This window comes from Variovorax sp. PBS-H4, assembly GCF_901827205.1.
In the GTDB taxonomy this organism is placed as follows: Bacteria; Pseudomonadota; Gammaproteobacteria; order Burkholderiales; family Burkholderiaceae_C; genus Variovorax.
This window is the reverse complement of the sequence record NZ_LR594675.1, coordinates 2,725,882-2,743,667: the sequence shown is the minus strand read 5'-3', so window position 1 is coordinate 2,743,667 and position 17,786 is coordinate 2,725,882. Positions and strand designations below refer to the sequence as shown.

The 17,786-nt window shown below is 66.0% G+C and carries 17 protein-coding genes; 1 reads left to right on the top strand and 16 read right to left on the bottom strand.

Translation table 11 applies throughout. The annotated features are described in order from the left end of the window. Positions 1-28: 28 nt before the first annotated feature. The 7 genes from E5CHR_RS12940 to E5CHR_RS12910 all read right to left on the bottom strand — a co-directional run bounded on the left by E5CHR_RS12940 (position 29) and on the right by E5CHR_RS12910 (position 7,858). Positions 29-1,222 (bottom strand): ABC transporter substrate-binding protein, encoded by a 1,194-nt coding sequence (locus E5CHR_RS12940; RefSeq protein ID WP_162580180.1) that lies wholly within the window; start codon positions 1,220-1,222, stop codon positions 29-31. A 61-nt stretch (positions 1,223-1,283) separates the two neighbouring features. Further along, a complete protein-coding gene (locus E5CHR_RS12935) occupies positions 1,284-2,006 on the bottom strand; it encodes an ABC transporter ATP-binding protein (protein ID WP_162580179.1) in 723 nt (240 codons plus the stop codon). Beyond that, positions 2,007-2,777, bottom strand: coding sequence for an ABC transporter ATP-binding protein (locus E5CHR_RS12930; protein WP_162580177.1), 771 nt, complete (start codon positions 2,775-2,777; stop codon positions 2,007-2,009). 162 nt (positions 2,778-2,939) lie between these two features. Continuing rightward, complete coding sequence (locus E5CHR_RS12925; RefSeq protein ID WP_162580175.1) at positions 2,940-4,499, bottom strand: DHA2 family efflux MFS transporter permease subunit; 1,560 nt, start codon at positions 4,497-4,499, stop codon at positions 2,940-2,942. 14 nt (positions 4,500-4,513) lie between these two features. Beyond that, positions 4,514-5,821: an HlyD family secretion protein gene (locus tag E5CHR_RS12920; protein ID WP_162580173.1), complete on the bottom strand. Its 1,308-nt coding sequence runs from the start codon at positions 5,819-5,821 to the stop codon at positions 4,514-4,516. Positions 5,822-5,850: 29 nt separating this feature from the next. Then, complete coding sequence (locus E5CHR_RS12915; protein WP_162580171.1) at positions 5,851-7,329, bottom strand: efflux transporter outer membrane subunit; 1,479 nt, start codon at positions 7,327-7,329, stop codon at positions 5,851-5,853. Continuing rightward, complete coding sequence (locus E5CHR_RS12910; protein WP_162580169.1) at positions 7,310-7,858, bottom strand: MarR family winged helix-turn-helix transcriptional regulator; 549 nt, start codon at positions 7,856-7,858, stop codon at positions 7,310-7,312. The genes E5CHR_RS12915 and E5CHR_RS12910 overlap by 20 nt, the downstream gene beginning before the upstream one ends. Before the next feature lie 78 nt (positions 7,859-7,936). Between E5CHR_RS12910 and E5CHR_RS12905 the strand changes: the two genes are divergently transcribed. Next, positions 7,937-9,721, top strand: coding sequence for an ABC transporter transmembrane domain-containing protein (locus tag E5CHR_RS12905; RefSeq protein ID WP_162580167.1), 1,785 nt, complete (start codon positions 7,937-7,939; stop codon positions 9,719-9,721). A 109-nt stretch (positions 9,722-9,830) separates the two neighbouring features. On the opposite strand, the gene E5CHR_RS12900 is transcribed toward E5CHR_RS12905, so the two are convergent. From E5CHR_RS12900 to nuoI, 9 genes are read right to left on the bottom strand one after another with little or no spacing between them, the layout of a single operon-like run. Continuing rightward, entirely contained in the window at positions 9,831-10,274 is a 444-nt protein-coding gene (locus E5CHR_RS12900) for a DUF1178 family protein (protein ID WP_162580165.1), read from the bottom strand. A gap of 11 nt (positions 10,275-10,285) precedes the next feature. Beyond that, complete coding sequence (locus tag E5CHR_RS12895) at positions 10,286-10,876, bottom strand: NUDIX domain-containing protein (RefSeq protein WP_162580163.1); 591 nt, start codon at positions 10,874-10,876, stop codon at positions 10,286-10,288. Between the two features lies 1 nt (position 10,877). Then, the gene (locus E5CHR_RS12890) at positions 10,878-11,183 is read right to left on the bottom strand and encodes a DUF2818 family protein (RefSeq protein ID WP_162580161.1); all 306 of its coding nucleotides are present in this window, start codon (positions 11,181-11,183) and stop codon (positions 10,878-10,880) included. Positions 11,184-11,188: 5 nt separating this feature from the next. After that, positions 11,189-12,676: an NADH-quinone oxidoreductase subunit NuoN gene (nuoN, locus tag E5CHR_RS12885; protein WP_162580159.1), complete on the bottom strand. Its 1,488-nt coding sequence runs from the start codon at positions 12,674-12,676 to the stop codon at positions 11,189-11,191. A 23-nt stretch (positions 12,677-12,699) separates the two neighbouring features. Further along, positions 12,700-14,178, bottom strand: a complete 1,479-nt coding sequence (locus tag E5CHR_RS12880) for an NADH-quinone oxidoreductase subunit M (RefSeq protein WP_162580157.1) — start codon at positions 14,176-14,178, stop codon at positions 12,700-12,702. A gap of 24 nt (positions 14,179-14,202) precedes the next feature. Next, the gene (gene nuoL / locus E5CHR_RS12875; RefSeq protein WP_162580155.1) at positions 14,203-16,236 is read right to left on the bottom strand and encodes an NADH-quinone oxidoreductase subunit L; all 2,034 of its coding nucleotides are present in this window, start codon (positions 16,234-16,236) and stop codon (positions 14,203-14,205) included. 10 nt (positions 16,237-16,246) lie between these two features. Continuing rightward, entirely contained in the window at positions 16,247-16,555 is a 309-nt protein-coding gene (nuoK, locus tag E5CHR_RS12870) for an NADH-quinone oxidoreductase subunit NuoK (RefSeq protein WP_028248920.1), read from the bottom strand. Then, positions 16,552-17,199, bottom strand: coding sequence for an NADH-quinone oxidoreductase subunit J (locus E5CHR_RS12865; protein ID WP_162580153.1), 648 nt, complete (start codon positions 17,197-17,199; stop codon positions 16,552-16,554). The genes nuoK and E5CHR_RS12865 overlap by 4 nt, the downstream gene beginning before the upstream one ends. A 39-nt stretch (positions 17,200-17,238) precedes the next feature. Then, a complete protein-coding gene (nuoI, locus tag E5CHR_RS12860) occupies positions 17,239-17,784 on the bottom strand; it encodes an NADH-quinone oxidoreductase subunit NuoI (RefSeq protein WP_162580151.1) in 546 nt (181 codons plus the stop codon). Positions 17,785-17,786 lie beyond the last annotated feature (2 nt).

The following is a 17,786-nucleotide window of genomic DNA, read 5'->3' as shown; positions in this document are numbered from 1 at the left end:
TGTTCTTTCCTTCGAGAATGGATCCGGCTCATTTCCAGAGTGCGCACTTGGACTCGGCCTTGGTCGTGAAGACCTGGTCGCCCGGCAGCGTCTTGACCACCTTGAGGTAGTCCCACTCCTTCTTCGATTCGGACGGGGCCTTGACCTGCACCAGGTACATGTCGTGCACGTAGCGGCCGTCGGCGCGAATCTGGCCCTTGCCGTAGAAATCGCTGATCGGCATCTTCTTGAGCTGTTCCATCACCTTGTCGGAATCGGTGGTCTTGGCGGCCTCGACGGCCTTCAGGTAGGTCATGGTGGCCGAGTAGTCGGCCGCCTGGACGTCGGTGGGCATGCGCTTGGTCTTCTCGTAGAAGCGGGCGGCCCACTTGCGCGTATCGTCATTCAAGTCCCAGTACCAGCTGGTGGTGTGCAGCAGGCCCTCGGTGTTCTTCAGGCCCAGGCTGTGGATGTCGCTCAGGAAGACGAGCAGGCCGGCCACCTTCATCGTCTTGCCGATGCCGAATTCCTTGGCCGCCTTGATCGAGTTGATGGTGTCGCCGCCCGCGTTCGCGAGGCCGAGGATTTGCGCCTTGGAGTTCTGCGCCTGCAGCAGGAAGGACGAAAAGTCCGACGCATTGAGCGGATGGCGCACCGCGCCGACCACCGTTCCGCCCTTCTCCTTCACGATGCGGGTGGTGTCGGCTTCCAGGGCATGACCGAAGGCGTAGTCGGCAGTCAGGAAGAACCAGCTCTTGCCGCCCTGCTCGACCACCGTGGCGCCGGTGCCCTTCGCGAGTGCGACAGTGTCGTAGGCGTAGTGCACGGTGTAGGGGCTGCACTGCTCGTTGGTGAGCGCCGAGCTTGCCGCGCCGTTGTTGAAGTAGACGCGCTTCTTCTCCTGCGCCACCTTGGCCGTGGCCAGCGCGGTGCCGGAGTTGGTGCCGCCGAAGATCATGGTGGCGCCAGCGGTGTCGATCCACTCGCGCGCCTTGGAGGCGGCGATGTCAGCCTTGTTCTGGTGGTCGGCCGTGAGCAGTTCGATGGGCTGGCCCAGCGCCTTGCCCCCGAAGTCGGCAATGGCCATCTCGATCGCGGTGGCGCCGCCCTTGCCTTCGACGTCGGAGTACAGGCTGGACATGTCGGTGACGAAGCCGATCTTGACCTTCTCCTGCGCCTGCGCGCCGGAAGCCAGAGCCAGGGCGCCGACGGCGAGCGCGATCGCGGTGAATGCAGTCTTCATGGTGTCTCCTTCAAGCAAAAACAAATGGGTGGTTCAGACACGAAACAAGCACAAGCGGAGTTCAGACGCCGAGCAGCTCGTGCAGCACCGGCATCTTGGCATCGAGCTCGGCTGCGCCGAATTTCTCGACGATGCGGCCGTGCTCCATCACGTAGAAGCGGTCGGCCAGCGGTGCGGCAAAACGGAAGTTCTGCTCCACCATGACGACCGTGTAGCCCTTGCCGCGCAAGGTGTGGATCATGCGGGCCAGCGCCTGCACGATCACCGGGGCCAGCCCCTCCGAGATCTCGTCCAGCAGCAGCAGCCTGGCGCCGGTGCGCAGGATGCGCGCGACCGCCAGCATTTGCTGCTCGCCGCCGGACAGGCGCGTGCCCTGGCTGTGGCGGCGTTCGGCGAGGTTGGGGAACATGGCGTAGATCTCCTCCACCGACATGCCCTCGGGCGCCCCCTTGACTGCACTTTTCACTACCGGCGGCAGCATGAGGTTTTCTTCGGCCGACAGGCTCGCGAAGATGCCACGCTCCTCCGGGCAGTAGCCGATGCCGTGGTGCGCGATGCGGTGCGTGGGCATGCCGATGGTCTCGACGCCATTCACCTTGATGCTGCCCTTGCGCGCGCCGGTCAATCCCAGGATGGCGCGCATCGTGGTGGTGCGCCCTGCCCCGTTGCGGCCGAGCAGCGTGACGACTTCGCCCGGCTGCACCACCATGTCGACGCCGTGCAGCACGTGCGATTCGCCGTACCAGGCCTGCAGGTTCTTGATGTCGAGTGCAGGAACGCTCATTCAGTGGGCTCCCTGCAGCTGGCCATCGGTGGTGCCCATGTAGGCCTCCATCACCTGCGGGTTGCGCGAGACCTGGGCATACGGCCCCTCGGCCAGCACGGCGCCGCGCTGCAAGACGGTGATGGTGTCGGCGATGGTCGAGACCACGCTCATGTTGTGCTCCACCATCAGGATGGTGCGGCCGGCCGAGACACGCTTGATCAGCTCGGCCACGCGGTGCACGTCCTCATGGCCCATGCCCTGCGTGGGCTCGTCGAGGAGCATGAGCTCGGGCTCCATCGCGAGCGTCGTCGCAATCTCGAGCGCGCGCTTGCGGCCATAGGGCAGGTTCACCGTTTCTTCGTCGGCCAGCTCCTCGAGGCCGACCTCGGCCAGCAGTGCGCGGGCGCGGACATCGAGCGGCTTGAGCGTCTTCTCGCTCTTCCAGAAATGGTAGGAGGTGCCGAGCGCGCGCTGCAGGCCCAGGCGGACGTTCTCGAGCAGGGTGAGATGGGGGAACACGGCCGAGATCTGGAACGAGCGGATGATGCCGCGCCGCGCAATCTGCGCGGGACGCTCGCCCGTGATGTCCTGGCCGTTGAAAAGGATGGTCCCCGAGGTGGGCTCGAGGAACTTGGTGAGCAGGTTGAAGCAGGTCGTCTTGCCGGCGCCGTTGGGGCCGATCAAGGCGTGGATGGAGCCACGCACCACCTTCAGATCGACTTTGCTGACGGCGGTGAAGCCCTTGAATTCCTTGGTGAGCTGGCGTGTTTCGAGAATGATGTCGCTCATCTCGCGCGGTCGCCCGGGTGCTGGCAGGAAAGATCAGTCATGCGGTCCATTTGAGCGCGCCACCATGGCTGCGCGGAACGCATTGTTTGCAGCCGCAGCGAGACTTGCCTACTGGGGCAAATGCCTATGCTGCGCTGCGGGAACGACTCGGGGCCGGAAGGATCAGTGCGCGCCTGCCGCGGCGTCGGACGCGCCGCTGCCGCGCGTGGGCTTGGCCAGCCACACGAACGGAATGAGCAGCAGGAACAGCACCGCCGATGCGTAGAACACATCGTTGGCCGCCAGCATGAAGGACTGCTGGTCCACCATGCGGTTGAGCTGGCCCAGCACCTGCTCGGCCGAGAAGCCGCTGGCGCTCAGTCCGGCCATTGCACTGTTGGCGGCGGCGTTGCCCAGGTTGACCGACTCCACGAGCTGCGCATGATGCAGTGCGGCGCGGTTTTCCCACAGGGTCGTCGCGATCGAAGTACCCATGGCGCCCGCGGTGATGCGCGCGAAGTTCGACAGGCCAGAGGCTGCCGCGATCCGGTCGGGCGACAGGCCCGACAGCGTGATCGTCACCAGCGGGATGAAGAAGAACGCCATGGCGACGCCCTGGATCACCGTCGGGATCATGATGGTCCAGAAATCGGCCTGGGTGCTGAAGTTGGATCGCATCCACAACACCAGTGCGAACACCAGGAACGAGAAGGTCGCGTAGCGGCGCGGGTCGATCTTGCCCACCGTCAGGCCGACGATCGGCGAGAAGAAGATGGCCAGCAGCCCCACCGGCGCCATGATCATGCCGGCCTGCGTGGCCGTGTAGCCCATGAACTGCTGCAGCCACAAGGGCAGGATCACCACGTTGCCGAAGAACAGGCCATAGGCCACCGCCGTGGCGAGCGCGCCGGACCAGAAGTTGCGCCGCTTGAAGAGGGACAGGTCGACCACGGGGTGCTTGTCCGTCAGCTCCCACACGAGGAAGAAGGCGAAGCCCACGGCCGCCACCACCGCCATCGCGACGACCTCGGGCGAATGGAACCAGTCGAGCTCCTTGCCCTTGTCGAGCATGAGCTGCAGCGATCCCACCCACAGCACCAGCAGCGCCAGGCCGACGCCGTCGATCGGCACCTTGCGCGTGGTGCTCTCGCGCTTGTGGTAGATGCCCCAGGTGATGCTGGCGGCAAGCAGCCCCACCGGAATGTTGATGTAGAAGATCCAGGGCCAGGAGATGTTGTCGGTGATCCAGCCGCCCAGCAGCGGCCCCATGACGGGTGCGACCAGCGTGGTGATCGACCACATGGCCATGGCCAGCCCCGCCTTGGCCTTCGGGTAGCTCGACAGCAGCAGCGTCTGCGACAGCGGGATCATGGGCCCCGCCACGAAGCCCTGCAGCGCGCGGAAGGCGATCAGCATGGTCATGTTGGGCGCCAGGCCGCACAGCCAGGAGCTGATGATGAACAGCAGCACGCTGGTCATGAACAGCCGCACCTGGCCGAAGCGCTGGGTCAGCCACCCGGTGAGCGGCACGGCAATGGCGTTGGCGACCGCGAAGCTGGTGATGACCCATGTGCCCTGCGTGGAGCTCACACCCAGGTCGCCCGAGATGGCCGGCAGCGAGACATTCGCGATCGAGGTGTCGAGCACGTTCATGAACGTCGCGGCAGACAGCGCGATCGTGCCCCACACGCCGGCCGAGCCCTCGAGCGGGGGATAAGCGGCGGCAGGTGGAGCGGTCGCCATCGTCGTGCCCTGCTTCAGATCGGGTTGACGTGCGAGCGCACGCCGGCGGCCGGCACGGCAGCCACCGGCGGCTTGGCGGCCGTGTTCGCGAGCGCCGCGCCACGGCCCAGGTTGGCCGCGATGATGCGCTGGACCTCGGCATCGGCGCCCTGATCGAGCTGGCTGTAGACCTGTGTCTGGGCCAGAGCGGCAGCGCGCGGCGCATCGGCCAGCATCTTGCCGTCCTTCTGCCGCACGTCGACCTCGACATCCATCGACAGACCCACCCGCAGCGGGTTGGCCTTGAGCTGCTCGGCGTCGAGCGCGATGCGCACCGGCACGCGCTGCACGACCTTGATCCAGTTGCCGGTGGCGTTCTGCGCCGGCAGCAGCGCAAAGGCGGCACCGGTGCCCACGCCGAGGCCGGCGACATGGCCGGTGTACTCGACCTTTTTGCCGTACACGTCGGCGACCAGCTTGACGGGCTGATCGATGCGGATGTTGCGCAGCTGAACTTCCTTGAAATTGGCGTCGACCCACAGCTGGTTGAGCGGCACGATCGACATCATGGGCGTGCCGGCCGCGACACGCTGGCCCAGCTGCACGGTGCGCTTGGCCACGTAGCCTTCCACTGGTGCGGGCAGCGCCACGCGCTGGGTTGCGAGGTAAGCCTCTCGCACCTTGGCCGCGGCGGCCAGCACGCTGGGGTGCTGCTCGACGCTGGTGCCCTCGGTCAGCGACTGGTTGCTGGCCAGTTGCTCCCGTGCCGCGATGACGCCGGCCTGCGCCGCGGCCAGCGCGCTCTTCGCGTTGGCGAGCGTGGTCTCGGCGTGATTGAGTTCTTCCTTCGACACCGCGCCGTTCCCCGACAGCGCCTGGCGGCGCTTGAGGTCATCCTGCGCGCGCGCGATGTCGCTCTGCGCCTTGACGATGTCGGCCTGGCGCAGCGAGACCTGCGCGGCCAGCGAGCCGTTGTTGGCGTAGAGCGTGCGGACCTGGCGGACCGCCTGGCCCAGCGCCGCCTCGGCCTGCTCGAGGGCGACCTTGGCATCGGCGGGGTCGAGCTGCACGAGCGGCTGACCGCTCTTCACCAAATCGGTGTCGTCGGCCATGATGGCCATCACCGTGCCGCCGATCTGCGGCGTGATCTGGATCACGTTGCCCTGCACGTAGGCGTTGTCGGTCGACTCGTAATGGCTGGCGACGAGCCATTCGTAGACGCCCCAGCCGGCGCCGACCACGACCACGGCGGCCGCCAGCGCGGTCAGGGCGCGGCGTCGCTTGCCGTTGGAGGCCGGCGCCTCGGCCGGAACGTTCGGTTCGGTTGTGTTGTTGCTGTCCATGGGATGTCCTTCGGATTCGCGCAATTTGTTCAGGGTTGTCGGGTCGCCTTGTCGCCGGCGTTGGCGGTGGCCTGCGCCTGAGGCTGCCAGCCGCCGCCCAGTGCGCGTGCGAGCCCCACCTGGGTCTCGAGGGCGCGCGCGGACAGGTCGACGGCCTGCCGGCGCTCGGCGAGCACCGTTGTCTCCGCCGTCAGCACGTTGAGGTAGTTGCCCAGGCCGGCGCCGTAGCGCTGCACCGCGATGTCGTAGGCGGACTCGGCGGCACGCTGCGAGGCGGCCTGCTCGGCTTGCTGGCGGGCGACGGCCTGGGCGCTCGCGACCTGGTCGGCCACCTCGCGCACGGCGTCGAGCACGGCCGCGTTGTAGCTTTCGATCGCGGCATCGAGGTCGGCCGTCTTGCCGCGCAGGTTGGCGCGCAGCCGGCCACCTTCGAAGATCGGCAAGCGCACCGCCGGGCCCACGCTCCACTGCTCGCTGCCCGACTTGACGAGCTGGCCGAAGCCGAGTGCCGAGAAGCCGGCGAAGGCCACCAGGTTGACGTTGGGATAGAACTGCGTCTTCGCATTGGCGACGTCGCTGGTCGCGGCCTCGACGCGCCAGCGGGCGGCGGCGATGTCGGCACGGCGGCCCAGCAGGTCGGCCGGGATCGTCGGCTGGAGCGCGATCGGGTGGAGATCGTCGAGCTTCGGTGCCGCCAGGGTCCGCGTGGCGCCGGGCTGGCCCACCAGCGCGTCCAGCGCATTGCGCGCCAGGGCGATCTGCTCGTTGAGCGCCTCGATCTGCTGGCGCGCCTGCGGCAGCCCGCCTTCGCTCTGGAATTGTTCGAGGCGCGTGTCGAGGCCGGCCGAGACGCGATCGCGCACGAGCTTGAGCGTTTCCTCGCGCTGCGAGAGCGTGCGCCGGGCCACTGCCAATTGTTCCTCGAGGCGCGCCCATTGGACGTAGGCACGCGCCACATTGCCCGCCAGCAGGACGCGCGCTGCATCGGCATCGGCAGCTGCGGCATTGGCGCTGCCCACGGCGGTCTCGATGGCGGTGCGGTTGCGGCCGAAGAAATCGAGCTCCCAGCTCGCATTGAGCTGCAACGTGCCGAGTTCCTGGCGCGAGCCACCCAGCGGCGCCGGGTAGATGTAGTTGCTGCTGAATTGCTGCTTGGTGAGGTCGAGCTGGCCGTCGACCTTTGGCAGGCGGCCGGCTTCGGCAGCGCCGGTGGCGGCCTGCGCGCGTTCAAGGCGGGCTCGCGCCACCTGCAGATTGGGATTGCCGCGCAGCGCCTGGTCGACAAGCGCGTCGAGTCGGGCGTCGCCGAAACTCAGCCACCACTGGCTGTCGACGGAGGGTGCGGCCATGGCGGCGGCTTCGGGCGCGAGGCCAACCGAGGCGGCGTCGCGCAAGCTGGCGTGCGAATCGATGCGGCCCATGTCGGCGCAGCCGGCCAGGAACAGCGCCGCAGCAGCGGCCACGGCCGCCAGGGGACGCCGGGCGTTTTCAGGAAGAAGCGGGATCATTCTTTTCTCCACGGGCCGCGATGGCCTGGGCGTTGTCCAGGAGGCGGCGCAGATAGCGCTTGAGCTGCGTCCATTCCTCGGAGCTGAAGCCGGTGAGGAGTTCGTTCTGCACACTGCACAGCACGTGGGGCACCTGGCGAGCGGCTTCGCGCCCCTCCTCCGTCAACTCGATATTGACCACGCGGCGATCGGAAACCGAGCGCACGCGCCGGCACAGGCCCTTGGCCTCGAGGCGGTCGAGCAGGCGGGTCATGGCGCCGGTGTCGAGCTGGCATTCGCGTGCGAGTTCGGCCACGGTGGTCGCGTGGCCCAGGTGCAGCTTGAACAGCGGCGCCCATTGCGGGAAGGTCGGGCCGCTCGGCTCCGACATCTGGCTGGCCACCGCCTGCGCCAGCATCGTGGTGATGCGACGCATCATGTGGCCGACGCTCTCTTCGGCGTTGTACGAATCGGGCTTGTAGAACCCGGCTGCTGCGCTCGCTTGATCGGGCGGCGGGGTGGCAGCGGCTGGGCTAGTGGAAGCAGGCATGGGCCCAATATTAGTTGCCGCGACAGTAATTGTCAAGGCGACCTTTGTGACGGCAAGCGTTGAGTAGAATGCCGCCCTATGGTTTCTCCTGCCTCGCCGCCTGATGCCAAGGGCGCGCCCAAATCGCTTTCCGGCCTGTCGCCCTTCCTTCGTCCGTATCGTGTCCAGATCACCCTGGCGGCGGTATTCCTGGTCATGGCAGCCGTGACGACGCTCGTGTTCCCGGTGGCCCTGCGCGGCCTGATCGACGGCGGGCTGGTGGGCGCCGACCGAGGCGCCCAGACCATGGCGCTGCATGACCATTTCCTGGCCCTCTTCGGGGTCGCCGTGGCGCTCGGCGTTTTCTCCGCGGCGCGTTTCTATACGGTCAGCTGGCTCGGCGAGCGGGTGACCGCCGACCTGCGCAACGCGGTCTACGCTCACGTGCTGCGCCAGAGCCCGGTCTTTTTCGAAACGACGCAGACGGGCGAGGTGCTGTCGCGCCTGACCGCCGACACGACCCTGGTGCAGACCGTCGTCGGTTCCTCGCTCAGCATGGGACTGCGCAACGCGGTGATGGGCGCCGGCGCGCTTGCGATGCTGATATGGACCAACCCTTACGTCATGGTGCAGGTGCTGGGGATCCTGGTCCTGGTGGTGCTGCCCAGCATGTGGTTTGGCCGCCGGGTGCGCCGGCTCTCGCGTGCCAGCCAGGACCGGGTGGCTGATTCGAGCGCCATCGCGGCCGAGGTGCTGAATGCCATTCCGGTGGTGCAGAGCTACACGGCCGAGTCGCGCGAGGCGGCGCGCTTCGACGTGTCGACCGACAACGCCTTCCGCACTGCCGTGCGCCGCACCAAGGCCCGGTCGGTGCTCGTCGCGTTCATCATCATCGCCACGTCGGCGGCGTTGCTGTGGGGCCTGTACCAGGGGACGCAAGCGGTTCTGCGGGGCGACATCACTGCCGGTCACCTAGGGCAGACCGTCGTCTACGTGATCATCCTGGCGAGTGCCGCCGCGGTGCTGGGCGAGGTGTACGGCGACCTGCTGCGCGCCGCTGGCGCCACCGAGCGGCTGATGGAACTGCTGCACGCCGAACCGGCGATCGCGTCTCCGGTCCGCCCCGTGCAGGCAACGGTTCCGGCGGCCGGAAGCGCCGTGCGCATCGAGCGGGTGACTTTCCACTATCCGTCGCGGCCCGGCACGCCGGCATTGCGCGATTTCAGCCTGGACGTCGCGCCGGGCGAAACGGTGGCGCTGGTAGGTTCGAGCGGCGCAGGCAAGAGCACAGTGTTCCAATTGCTCCTGCGCTATTACGACCCGCAAGCGGGCCGCATTTTGCTCGACGGCGCCCCGCTCGCGGACCTGGCGCTCGACGCCCTTCGAACCCGCATCGGCCTGGTGCCGCAGGATGCAGTGATCTTCTCCGCCAGCGCCTTCGAGAACATCCGCTATGGCCGGCCCGAGGCCAGCGCCGAGGAGGTGCATGACGCCGCCCGCGCGGCCTTCGCGGACGGCTTCTTGCGGGCCCTGCCGGAGGGCTACGACACGTTTCTCGGGGAGCGCGGCGTCCGCCTGTCGGGCGGCCAGCGCCAGCGCATCGCCATTGCGCGCGCCATCTTGAAGAACCCGCCGCTGCTGCTGCTCGACGAGGCGACCAGCGCGCTCGATGCCGAAAGCGAGCGCATGGTGCAGGCGGCGCTGGAATCGGCCATGGCCGGCCGCACCACGCTGGTCATTGCGCACCGGCTGGCCACAGTCCAGAGGGCCGACCGCATCATCGTGCTCGACCACGGCGGGATCGTGGAACAGGGAACGCATGCCGCGCTGGTGGCGCAGAACGGGGTCTACGCGCGCTTGGCCGCGCTGCAGTTCAGCACGTAGTCCACGTCGTCGGCCCGGAACGCAACCTGCCGCCTGCACCAGGCCTGGCCCGAGGCACTGCGGGCCGCCCTGGTCGAAACCAAGCTGGCGATCCGGCCGCTCGCAACGCCTACTGAAGGGTTTCCTTGAGCGCAGGCGGCAGCGGCAGCGAGAAGACGGAAATGCCCTCCTCGATCAGGTCGCGGGCCTCCTCGCGCGTGGCCTGGCCGCGGATGCCGCGCTCCTCGGCCTCGCCGTAATGCATCTTGCGCGCCTCGGCGGCAAAGCGGTCGCCGACGTCTTCGGTCTTGGCGATGACTTCGCGCACCGCGCGCATCAAGCGTGCCTCGGGCGAGTCGTTCTGGGCCGCAACGGGTACCGGTGCAGCCTCGGCGGGCGGCTTGGGGCTGCCGAGGTTCAGGCGCGGGGCGGTGAGCAGCTTGACGATGGCAGTGTCGCCGCACATCGGGCACGACACGAGTCCGCTGGCGAGCTGCGTATCGAAGTCGTCGTTGGACGCAAACCAGCCCTCGAAGCCGTGGCCGTGCGCGCATTGGAGATTGAGGACCTTCATTGGGCGGATTATCAGCCGCCAGCCGGCGAAGCGGCGCTCTGCCAGTCGAGCACCCACGCGCCCGACAGGACGTTCTGCAGCCACAGCGCGCAGGTCAGGGTTTTGGCATCGGACACGGTGCCGTCGCGGCACCAGTCCAGCAGTTGCGCTGGCGTGGCGGTGGTGGCCTCGACGAATTCCTCGTGATCGAGCCGCTGGCTGCCCACGGTGAGGCCGCGCGCGAAGTAGATATGGATGATCTCCGTCGAATAGGCCACCGCCAGGTGCATGGCGCCGGCATGGGCCCACTCGCGTGCCGTGTAGCCGGTTTCCTCCTCCAGCTCGCGCTGGCCGCAGAACAAGGGATCCTCGCCGGGATCGAGCTTGCCGGCCGGAAACTCGGTCATCACCCGATGGATCGGGTAGCGGTACTGGCGCACCATTGCCACGCGCCCGTCGTCGAGCAGCGGCACCACCACCACCGCGCCGGGATGGACGATGTACTCGCGGGTCGCGCTCTTGCCGTCGGGCAGGCGCACGGTGTCGCGCTTGGCATGCAGGAAGTTGCCCTTGAAGAGTTGCTCGCTGGCAGTGCCCTCTTCTTTCAGATGCGCGTCGTCCATTTCATTTCCGATGCTTGAGGAGGTAGCGCCAGGTAAAGCCGGGAAAGGCGAGCACGACGAACAGCGCCGCCGTGACCGCGTAGAACTCCCAGCCTTGCGGCGCAATCTGGCCGGCACGCCGCTCGAACAGGAGCCCGATGCCGCCGGCGGCGAAATAGAGGATCACCAACTCACCCAGCCGCAAGCCCAGCGACTTGGCGTGCGCCGCGAGCGGCACGATGCCCAGCAAGCGCTCGTTCAGGAAAGGCAGGTTGGCCGCCAGAAGCGCGACCAGCAACACAACCCAGGCCGAGGCACCCTGCGACACGGACCTCAGCCGGCCAGCGTGGCAACGATGGCCTTGGCGCACAGGGCCATCAGGCCGCCGGGCACGATGCCCAGGACGAGGATCAGCGCACCGTTGAGCGCCAGCACGGTACGCACGTCGCGCGGCGCCGAGACCGTGCTCGCCGTCACGGGAGCGTCGAAGTACATGACCTTGACCACGCGGATGTAGTAGAAGGCGCCGATCAGGGACATCACGACCGCGAACACGGCGAGCGCAATGTAGAGGCCCTGCCCCGATGCGATCAGTGCCTGGAGCACTGCCAGCTTGGCATAGAAGCCGACCAGCGGCGGGAGCCCCGCCAGCGAGAACATGGCGATGGCCATCACGCCGGCATAGAGCGGACTGCGCTGGTTGAGGCCGGCAAGATCGGTGATCTCCTCGCTCTCGAAGCCCTCGCGCGCCAGCAGCAGGATGATGCCGAAGCTGGCCAGCGTGGTCAGCACGTAGGTCACGATGTAGAACATCGCGGCGCTGTAGGCGAACTGGGCGTTGTAGGTGCTGTTGTCGATCACGCCTGCGACCATGCCCAAGAGCATGAAGCCCATCTGCGAGATGGTCGAGTAGGCCAGCATGCGCTTGAGATTGGTCTGGGCGATGGCCGCCAGATTGCCCACCAGCAGCGAGGCAATGGCAAGCAGCGCAAGCATCTGCTGCCAGTCGATTGCCAGCGGCAGCAGGCCTTCCACCAGCAAGCGGATGATGATGGCGAAAGCCGCGAGCTCAGGCGCCGCGCCGATCATCAGTGTGACGGCGGTCGGTGCGCCCTGGTAGACGTCAGGCACCCACATGTGGAACGGCGCCGCGCCGACCTTGAAGGCCAGGCCGGCCACGATGAACACCAGCCCGAAAACCAGCACCTGGTGGTTGACCTTGCGGCTGGCGATGGCCTTGAAGACCTCGGTGGTGTCCAGCGAGCCGGTGGCACCGTACATCATCGACAGCCCGTAAAGCAGGAAGCCGCTGGCCATGGCGCCAAGGACGAAATACTTCATCGCGGCCTCGCTGGCCACCGCGTTGTCGCGCCGCAAGGCGACCAGCGCGTAGCTCGACAGCGTGAGCAGTTCCAGGCCGAGGTAGATCACCAGGAAGTTGCCGCCCGAGATCATCACGAAGATGCCCAGCAGCGAGAACATGCTCATGGTGAAGAGCTCGCCGCCGCGCAGCATGCCGCGATCGGCCGCATAGGGGCGGCCGTAGACCAGCGTGACCATCAGGGCCAGCGCGGAAAAACACTTGAGCCAGTTGCCCATGGGGTCGCTCACGACCATGCCGCCGAAGCCGTAGTGGCTGTCGAGATCGGTGGCCTGCATGCCGGTGAGGACGGCCACCACGGCCAGCGTCAGCAGTGTCAGCACATAGGTGCGCGTGCGGTGGGTGTCGGTCGTGGACAGATCCACCAGCGCGATGATGCAGGTCATGACCAGCAGCACCAGCTCGGGGTAGATCGTCATCCAGCTGAGTTTGTCAATCATCTCGTTCTCTCAGGGCCGGCTACTCAGCCTGGAATCTTGGACGTCTGCACGTGGCGCAGCAGCTCGCTCACGGAGGCGCTGGTCGCATCGGTGAAGGGCTTGGGATAAAGGCCCATCCACAGCACCGCGATCGCGAGCAACGCCAGCATGAGGAACTCGCGGGCGTTGATGTCACCGAGTTCCTTGACGTGATCGTTGCCCACCGGGCCCAGGTACACGCGCTTGTACATCCACAGCGTGTAGGCCGCACCGAAAATCAGCGCCGTCGCAGCGCCCAGGCCCAGCCAGAAGTTGGCCTTGACCGCGCCGATGATCACCATCCATTCGCCGACGAAGCCGGCAGTGGCGGGCAGGCCGCAGTTGGCCATCGCGAACAGCAAGGCAAAAGCCGCGAACTTGGGCATGGTGTTGACCACGCCGCCGTAGTCGGCGATCTGGCGCGAATGCACGCGGTCGTACAGCACGCCGATGCACAGGAACATGGCGCCGGAGACGAAGCCGTGCGCAATCATCTGGACGATACCGCCCGAGATCCCGATCTCGTTGAAGATGAAGAAGCCAAGCGTGACGAAGCCCATGTGTGCCACAGACGAGTAGGCGACCAGCTTCTTCATGTCCTGCTGGACCAGCGCCACGAGACCGACGTAGATCACCGCGATCAGCGACAGCGCGATCATGAGCCAGGCCCATTCGTGCGCAGCGTCGGGCGCGATCGGCAGCGAGAAGCGCAGGAAGCCGTAGGCGCCCAGCTTCAGCATGATCGCTGCCAGAACCGCCGACCCTCCGGTGGGCGCCTCGACGTGCACGTCGGGCAACCAGGTGTGGACCGGCCACATCGGCACCTTGACCGCGAAGGCCGCGAAGAAGGCGAAGAACAGAAAGGTCTGCTCCCTGGCGGTCAGCGGCAGCTTGTGCCAGCTCAGGATGTCGAAGCTGCCGCCCGACCGGTTGTACAGATAGATCAGCGCGACCAGCGTCAGGAGCGAGCCGAGCAACGTGTAGATGAAGAACTTGAATGCGGCGTAGATCTTCTTCGGGCCACCCCAGATACCGATGATCAGGTACATGGGAATCAGCGTCGCCTCGAAGAAGACGTAGAACAGCACGCCGTCGAGCGCCGAGAAGGTGCCGATCATGAGCCCCGAAAGGATCAGGAACGCACCCATGTACTGATTGACGCGCTCGGTGATCACTTCCCACGCCGAGATCACCACGATGACGGTGATGAAGGCCGTCAGCAGCACCAGCCACAGCGACAGCCCGTCGAGGCCGACGTGGTAGTTGACATTGAAGCGCTCGATCCAGCCGCTCTTCTCGACGAACTGCATCGCAGCGGTGTCGTTCTGGAAGCGCGTGTAGAGCGGCACGGTGGCCAGGAAGCTGACGATCGAACCGACCAGCGCAATCCAGCGGACGATGCTCGCGTGCTGCTCACGACCGATGGCAAGCAGTACGGCGCCAAACAAGATCGGCACCCAGATGGCAAGGCTCAACAGACCCATTTTTGTTTTTCTCCAGCAGCGCGCTTATCTGTTGAACCAGACGAAATACGTCATGAGGATGAAGATGCCCAGGAGCATCGCGAAAGCGTAGTGATAGATGTAGCCGGACTGCATCCAGCGTATGACGCCCGCAACGCGGCCGATCGCCTTCCAGGAGCCGTCGACGATGGCCCCGTCGATGATCCCCTGGTCGCCGCCCTTCCAGAGGCCGGTGCCCAGCGCGCGCGTGCCGCGCGCGATGAGGTTCTCGTTGATCCAGTCCATGTAGTACTTGTTTTCGAGCAGCCGGTAGACCGGGCCGAAGCCGCGTTTGATGGCCTCGGGCAGCGCCGGGTTGACGAGATACATGTACCAGGCCAGCACCACGCCGGCCAGCGCGAGCCAGAACGGCGGCGCGGTCAGCCCATGCAGGGCCATGGCCATCGGACCGTGGAAGGCCTCGGCCAGCTCCTTCATCGCGTGATGCTTGTCGGCATCGACGAAGATCGCATCCTTGAAGAACTCGCCGTAGAGCATCGGCTCGATCGTCATGTAGCCGATCACGACCGAGGGGATGGCCAGCAGCACCAACGGCAGCCAGACCACCCAGGGAGACTCGTGCGGCTTGGCGTGATCATCGTGGTGGCCATGGTCGGGCTCCGCGTCGGGCTCATGGTGGTGGGCGTCCGGATTCAGGTCGTAGCGTTCCTTGCCATGGAAGACCAGGAAGTACATGCGAAACGAATAGAAGGCCGTCACGAACACGCCCGCGAGCACTGCCCAGTACGCGAAGCTGGCGCCCCAGAGGTGGCTCTCGTGCACCGCTTCGATGATGCTGTCCTTGGAGTAGAAGCCGGCGAAGAAGGGCGTGCCGATCAGCGCCAGTGACCCCAGCAGCGAGGTGATCCAGGTGATGGGCATGTACTTGCGCACGCCGCCCATCCAGCGGATGTCCTGGTTGTGATGCATGCCGATGATCACCGACCCAGCGCCCAGGAACAGCAGCGCCTTGAAGAAGGCGTGTGTCATCAGGTGGAACACCGCCACCGAGTACGCCGAGGCGCCCAGCGCGACCGTCATGTAGCCCAGCTGCGAGAGCGTGGAATAGGCCACCACGCGCTTGATGTCGTTCTGGATGATGCCGAGGAAGCCCATGAAGAGCGCCGTGATCGCGCCGATCACCAGCACGAAGGACAGGGCCGTATCGCTCAACTCGAACAGCGGCGACATGCGCGCCACCATGAAAATGCCGGCAGTGACCATGGTCGCTGCGTGGATCAGGGCCGAGATCGGGGTCGGGCCTTCCATCGAGTCGGGCAGCCACACGTGCAGCGGGAACTGGGCGCTCTTGCCCATGGCGCCGATGAACAGGCAGATGCAGATCACGGTGATCAGCATCCAGTCGGTCCCGGGGAAGCCCAGCTTGGCCAGCTCATCCGCCTTGGCGAAGGCCTCGCCGTAGTTCAGCGTACCGGCGTAGGCGGCAATCAGGCCGATGCCCAGGATGAACCCAAAGTCGCCTACGCGGTTGACCAGGAAGGCCTTGAGGTTGGCGAAGATGGCGCTCGGCTTGTTGTACCAGAAGCCGATCAGCAGGTAGGACACCAGGCCCACCGCTTCCCAGCCGAAGAACAGCTGGAGCATGTTGTTGCTCATCACCAGCATCAGCATGGAGAAGGTGAAGAGCGAGATGTAGGCAAAGAAGCGGTTGTAGCCCTCGTCCTCCTCCATGTAGCCAATGGTGTAGATGTGCACCATCAGCGAGACGAAGGTCACGACGCACATCATCATGGCCGTCAGGCCGTCGACCAGGAAGCCGACTTCCATCTTGATGCCGCCCACCACCATCCATTCGTAGATCGTGGCATTGAAGCGGGCGCCGTCGACCACCACGCTCTTGAGCGTCATGGCCGAGATCACGAAGGCGACGAAGACGCCCAGGATGGTCAGCGAGTGCGAGGCACTGCGGCCGAAGCGGTTGCCGCCGAACTTGGTGCCGAACAGGCCGGCCAGCAAAGAGCCGACGAGCGGCGCCAGGGGAACCGCGAGCAGTGCGGATGCGGAGAGTGTTGCGCTCATGTGATTGCCTTTACCCCTTGAGCGCGTTCAGTTCGTCGACGTTGATGTTCGACTTGTTGCGGAACAGCAGCACCAGCAGCGCCAGCCCGATTGCCGACTCCGCCGCGGCCACGGTCAGGATGAAGAACACGAAGATCTGGCCGTGCATGTCGCCCAGGAAGTACGAGAAGGCGACGAAGTTCATGTTGACGGCGAGCAGCATCAGCTCGATGCACATCAAGAGAACGATGAGGTTCTTGCGGTTCAGGAAGATGCCGATCACCGACAGCGCGAAGAGCATCGCGCCGAGCGAGAGAAAGTGTCCGAGCGTGAGGGTCATGCCTTGGTCTCCGCGGCTGCAGGCGCCGGGTCGGCCACGGGTTGCGCGGCCTGCGTCACCGGCATCTGCACGATGCGCACGCGGTCGCGCGCCTTCACGCGCACCTGGTCGGCAGGGTTCACGTACTTGCTGTCCTTGCGGGTGCGCAGCGTCAGCGCAATGGCCGCGACGATGGCCACGAGCAGGATGACGGCCGCGATCTCCAGCGGATAGAGGTATTCGGAATAGAGCAGCTTGCCGAGCTCCAGGGTGTTGGAGGTGTCCGGCCCGGTGGCCATCGGACGGCGCGGCTCGGCAAGGCGGAAGCCACCCATCAGCACTGCAGCCATCTCCAGCGCGATGAGTGCCCCCACCCCGGCGGCGAGCGGGAAATGCTTCCAGAAGCCCTGCCGCAGCGCGTCGACATTGATGTCGAGCATCATCACCACGAACAGGAACAGCACCATCACCGCACCCACGTAGACCAGCACCAGCGAGATGGCGAGAAACTCGGCGCGCAGCAGCAGCCAGATGGCCGAGGCCTGGAAGAAGGCGAGCACGAGGTACAGCGCCGCATACACGGGGTTGCGCGAGGTGATGACGCGGAACGCCGCGAACAGCAGCACCGCGGCGAACAGGTAGAACAGACCGGTCTTGACGTCCATGGATCGGTTTTCGTTATTTGTTGTCGGGCCGAGTCCGCCTTAGCGGTACTTGGCGTCGGCCGCCTTGTTAGCGGCGATTTCTTTTTCGTAGCGGTCGCCCACAGCCAGCAGCATGTCCTTGGTGAAGTACAGGTCGCCGCGTTTCTCGCCGTGGTATTCGAGGATGTGCGTCTCGACGATGGAGTCGACCGGGCAGCTCTCCTCGCAGAAACCGCAGAAGATGCACTTGGTCAGGTCGATGTCGTAGCGCGTGGTGCGGCGCGAACCGTCGTCCCGCACATCCGACTCGATGGTGATGGCCAACGCGGGGCACACGGCCTCGCAGAGCTTGCAGGCGATGCAGCGCTCCTCGCCGTTCTCGTAGCGGCGCAGCGCATGCAGGCCGCGAAATCGCGGACTGAGCGGCGTCTTCTCTTCGGGGAACTGCACCGTGATCTTGCGGCTGAAGGCGTACTTGCCCGTGATGGCCAGGCCCTTGAACAGCTCGACCAGCATGAAGCTGGACAGGAAGTCCTTGAGCGAGAAGGCCGGCGCCTTCGTGTTCGATGATGAGCGCGCAAGCGCGCGTGCGTTGGTCGCAGCCATGG

Coding starts and splice junctions, on each gene's coding strand:
- E5CHR_RS12940 (WP_162580180.1), bottom strand. CDS start 1,222: ATGAAGACTGCATTCACCGCGATCGCGCTCGCCGTCGGCGCCCTGGCT.
- E5CHR_RS12935 (WP_162580179.1), bottom strand. CDS start 2,006: ATGAGCGTTCCTGCACTCGACATCAAGAACCTGCAGGCCTGGTACGGC.
- E5CHR_RS12930 (WP_162580177.1), bottom strand. CDS start 2,777: ATGAGCGACATCATTCTCGAAACACGCCAGCTCACCAAGGAATTCAAG.
- E5CHR_RS12925 (WP_162580175.1), bottom strand. CDS start 4,499: ATGGCGACCGCTCCACCTGCCGCCGCTTATCCCCCGCTCGAGGGCTCG.
- E5CHR_RS12920 (WP_162580173.1), bottom strand. CDS start 5,821: ATGGACAGCAACAACACAACCGAACCGAACGTTCCGGCCGAGGCGCCG.
- E5CHR_RS12915 (WP_162580171.1), bottom strand. CDS start 7,329: ATGATCCCGCTTCTTCCTGAAAACGCCCGGCGTCCCCTGGCGGCCGTG.
- E5CHR_RS12910 (WP_162580169.1), bottom strand. CDS start 7,858: ATGCCTGCTTCCACTAGCCCAGCCGCTGCCACCCCGCCGCCCGATCAA.
- E5CHR_RS12905 (WP_162580167.1), top strand. CDS start 7,937: ATGGTTTCTCCTGCCTCGCCGCCTGATGCCAAGGGCGCGCCCAAATCG.
- E5CHR_RS12900 (WP_162580165.1), bottom strand. CDS start 10,274: ATGAAGGTCCTCAATCTCCAATGCGCGCACGGCCACGGCTTCGAGGGC.
- E5CHR_RS12895 (WP_162580163.1), bottom strand. CDS start 10,876: ATGGACGACGCGCATCTGAAAGAAGAGGGCACTGCCAGCGAGCAACTC.
- nuoN (WP_162580159.1), bottom strand. CDS start 12,676: ATGATTGACAAACTCAGCTGGATGACGATCTACCCCGAGCTGGTGCTG.
- E5CHR_RS12880 (WP_162580157.1), bottom strand. CDS start 14,178: ATGGGTCTGTTGAGCCTTGCCATCTGGGTGCCGATCTTGTTTGGCGCC.
- nuoL (WP_162580155.1), bottom strand. CDS start 16,236: ATGAGCGCAACACTCTCCGCATCCGCACTGCTCGCGGTTCCCCTGGCG.
- nuoK (WP_028248920.1), bottom strand. CDS start 16,555: ATGACCCTCACGCTCGGACACTTTCTCTCGCTCGGCGCGATGCTCTTC.
- E5CHR_RS12865 (WP_162580153.1), bottom strand. CDS start 17,199: ATGGACGTCAAGACCGGTCTGTTCTACCTGTTCGCCGCGGTGCTGCTG.
- nuoI (WP_162580151.1), bottom strand. CDS start 17,784: ATGGCTGCGACCAACGCACGCGCGCTTGCGCGCTCATCATCGAACACG.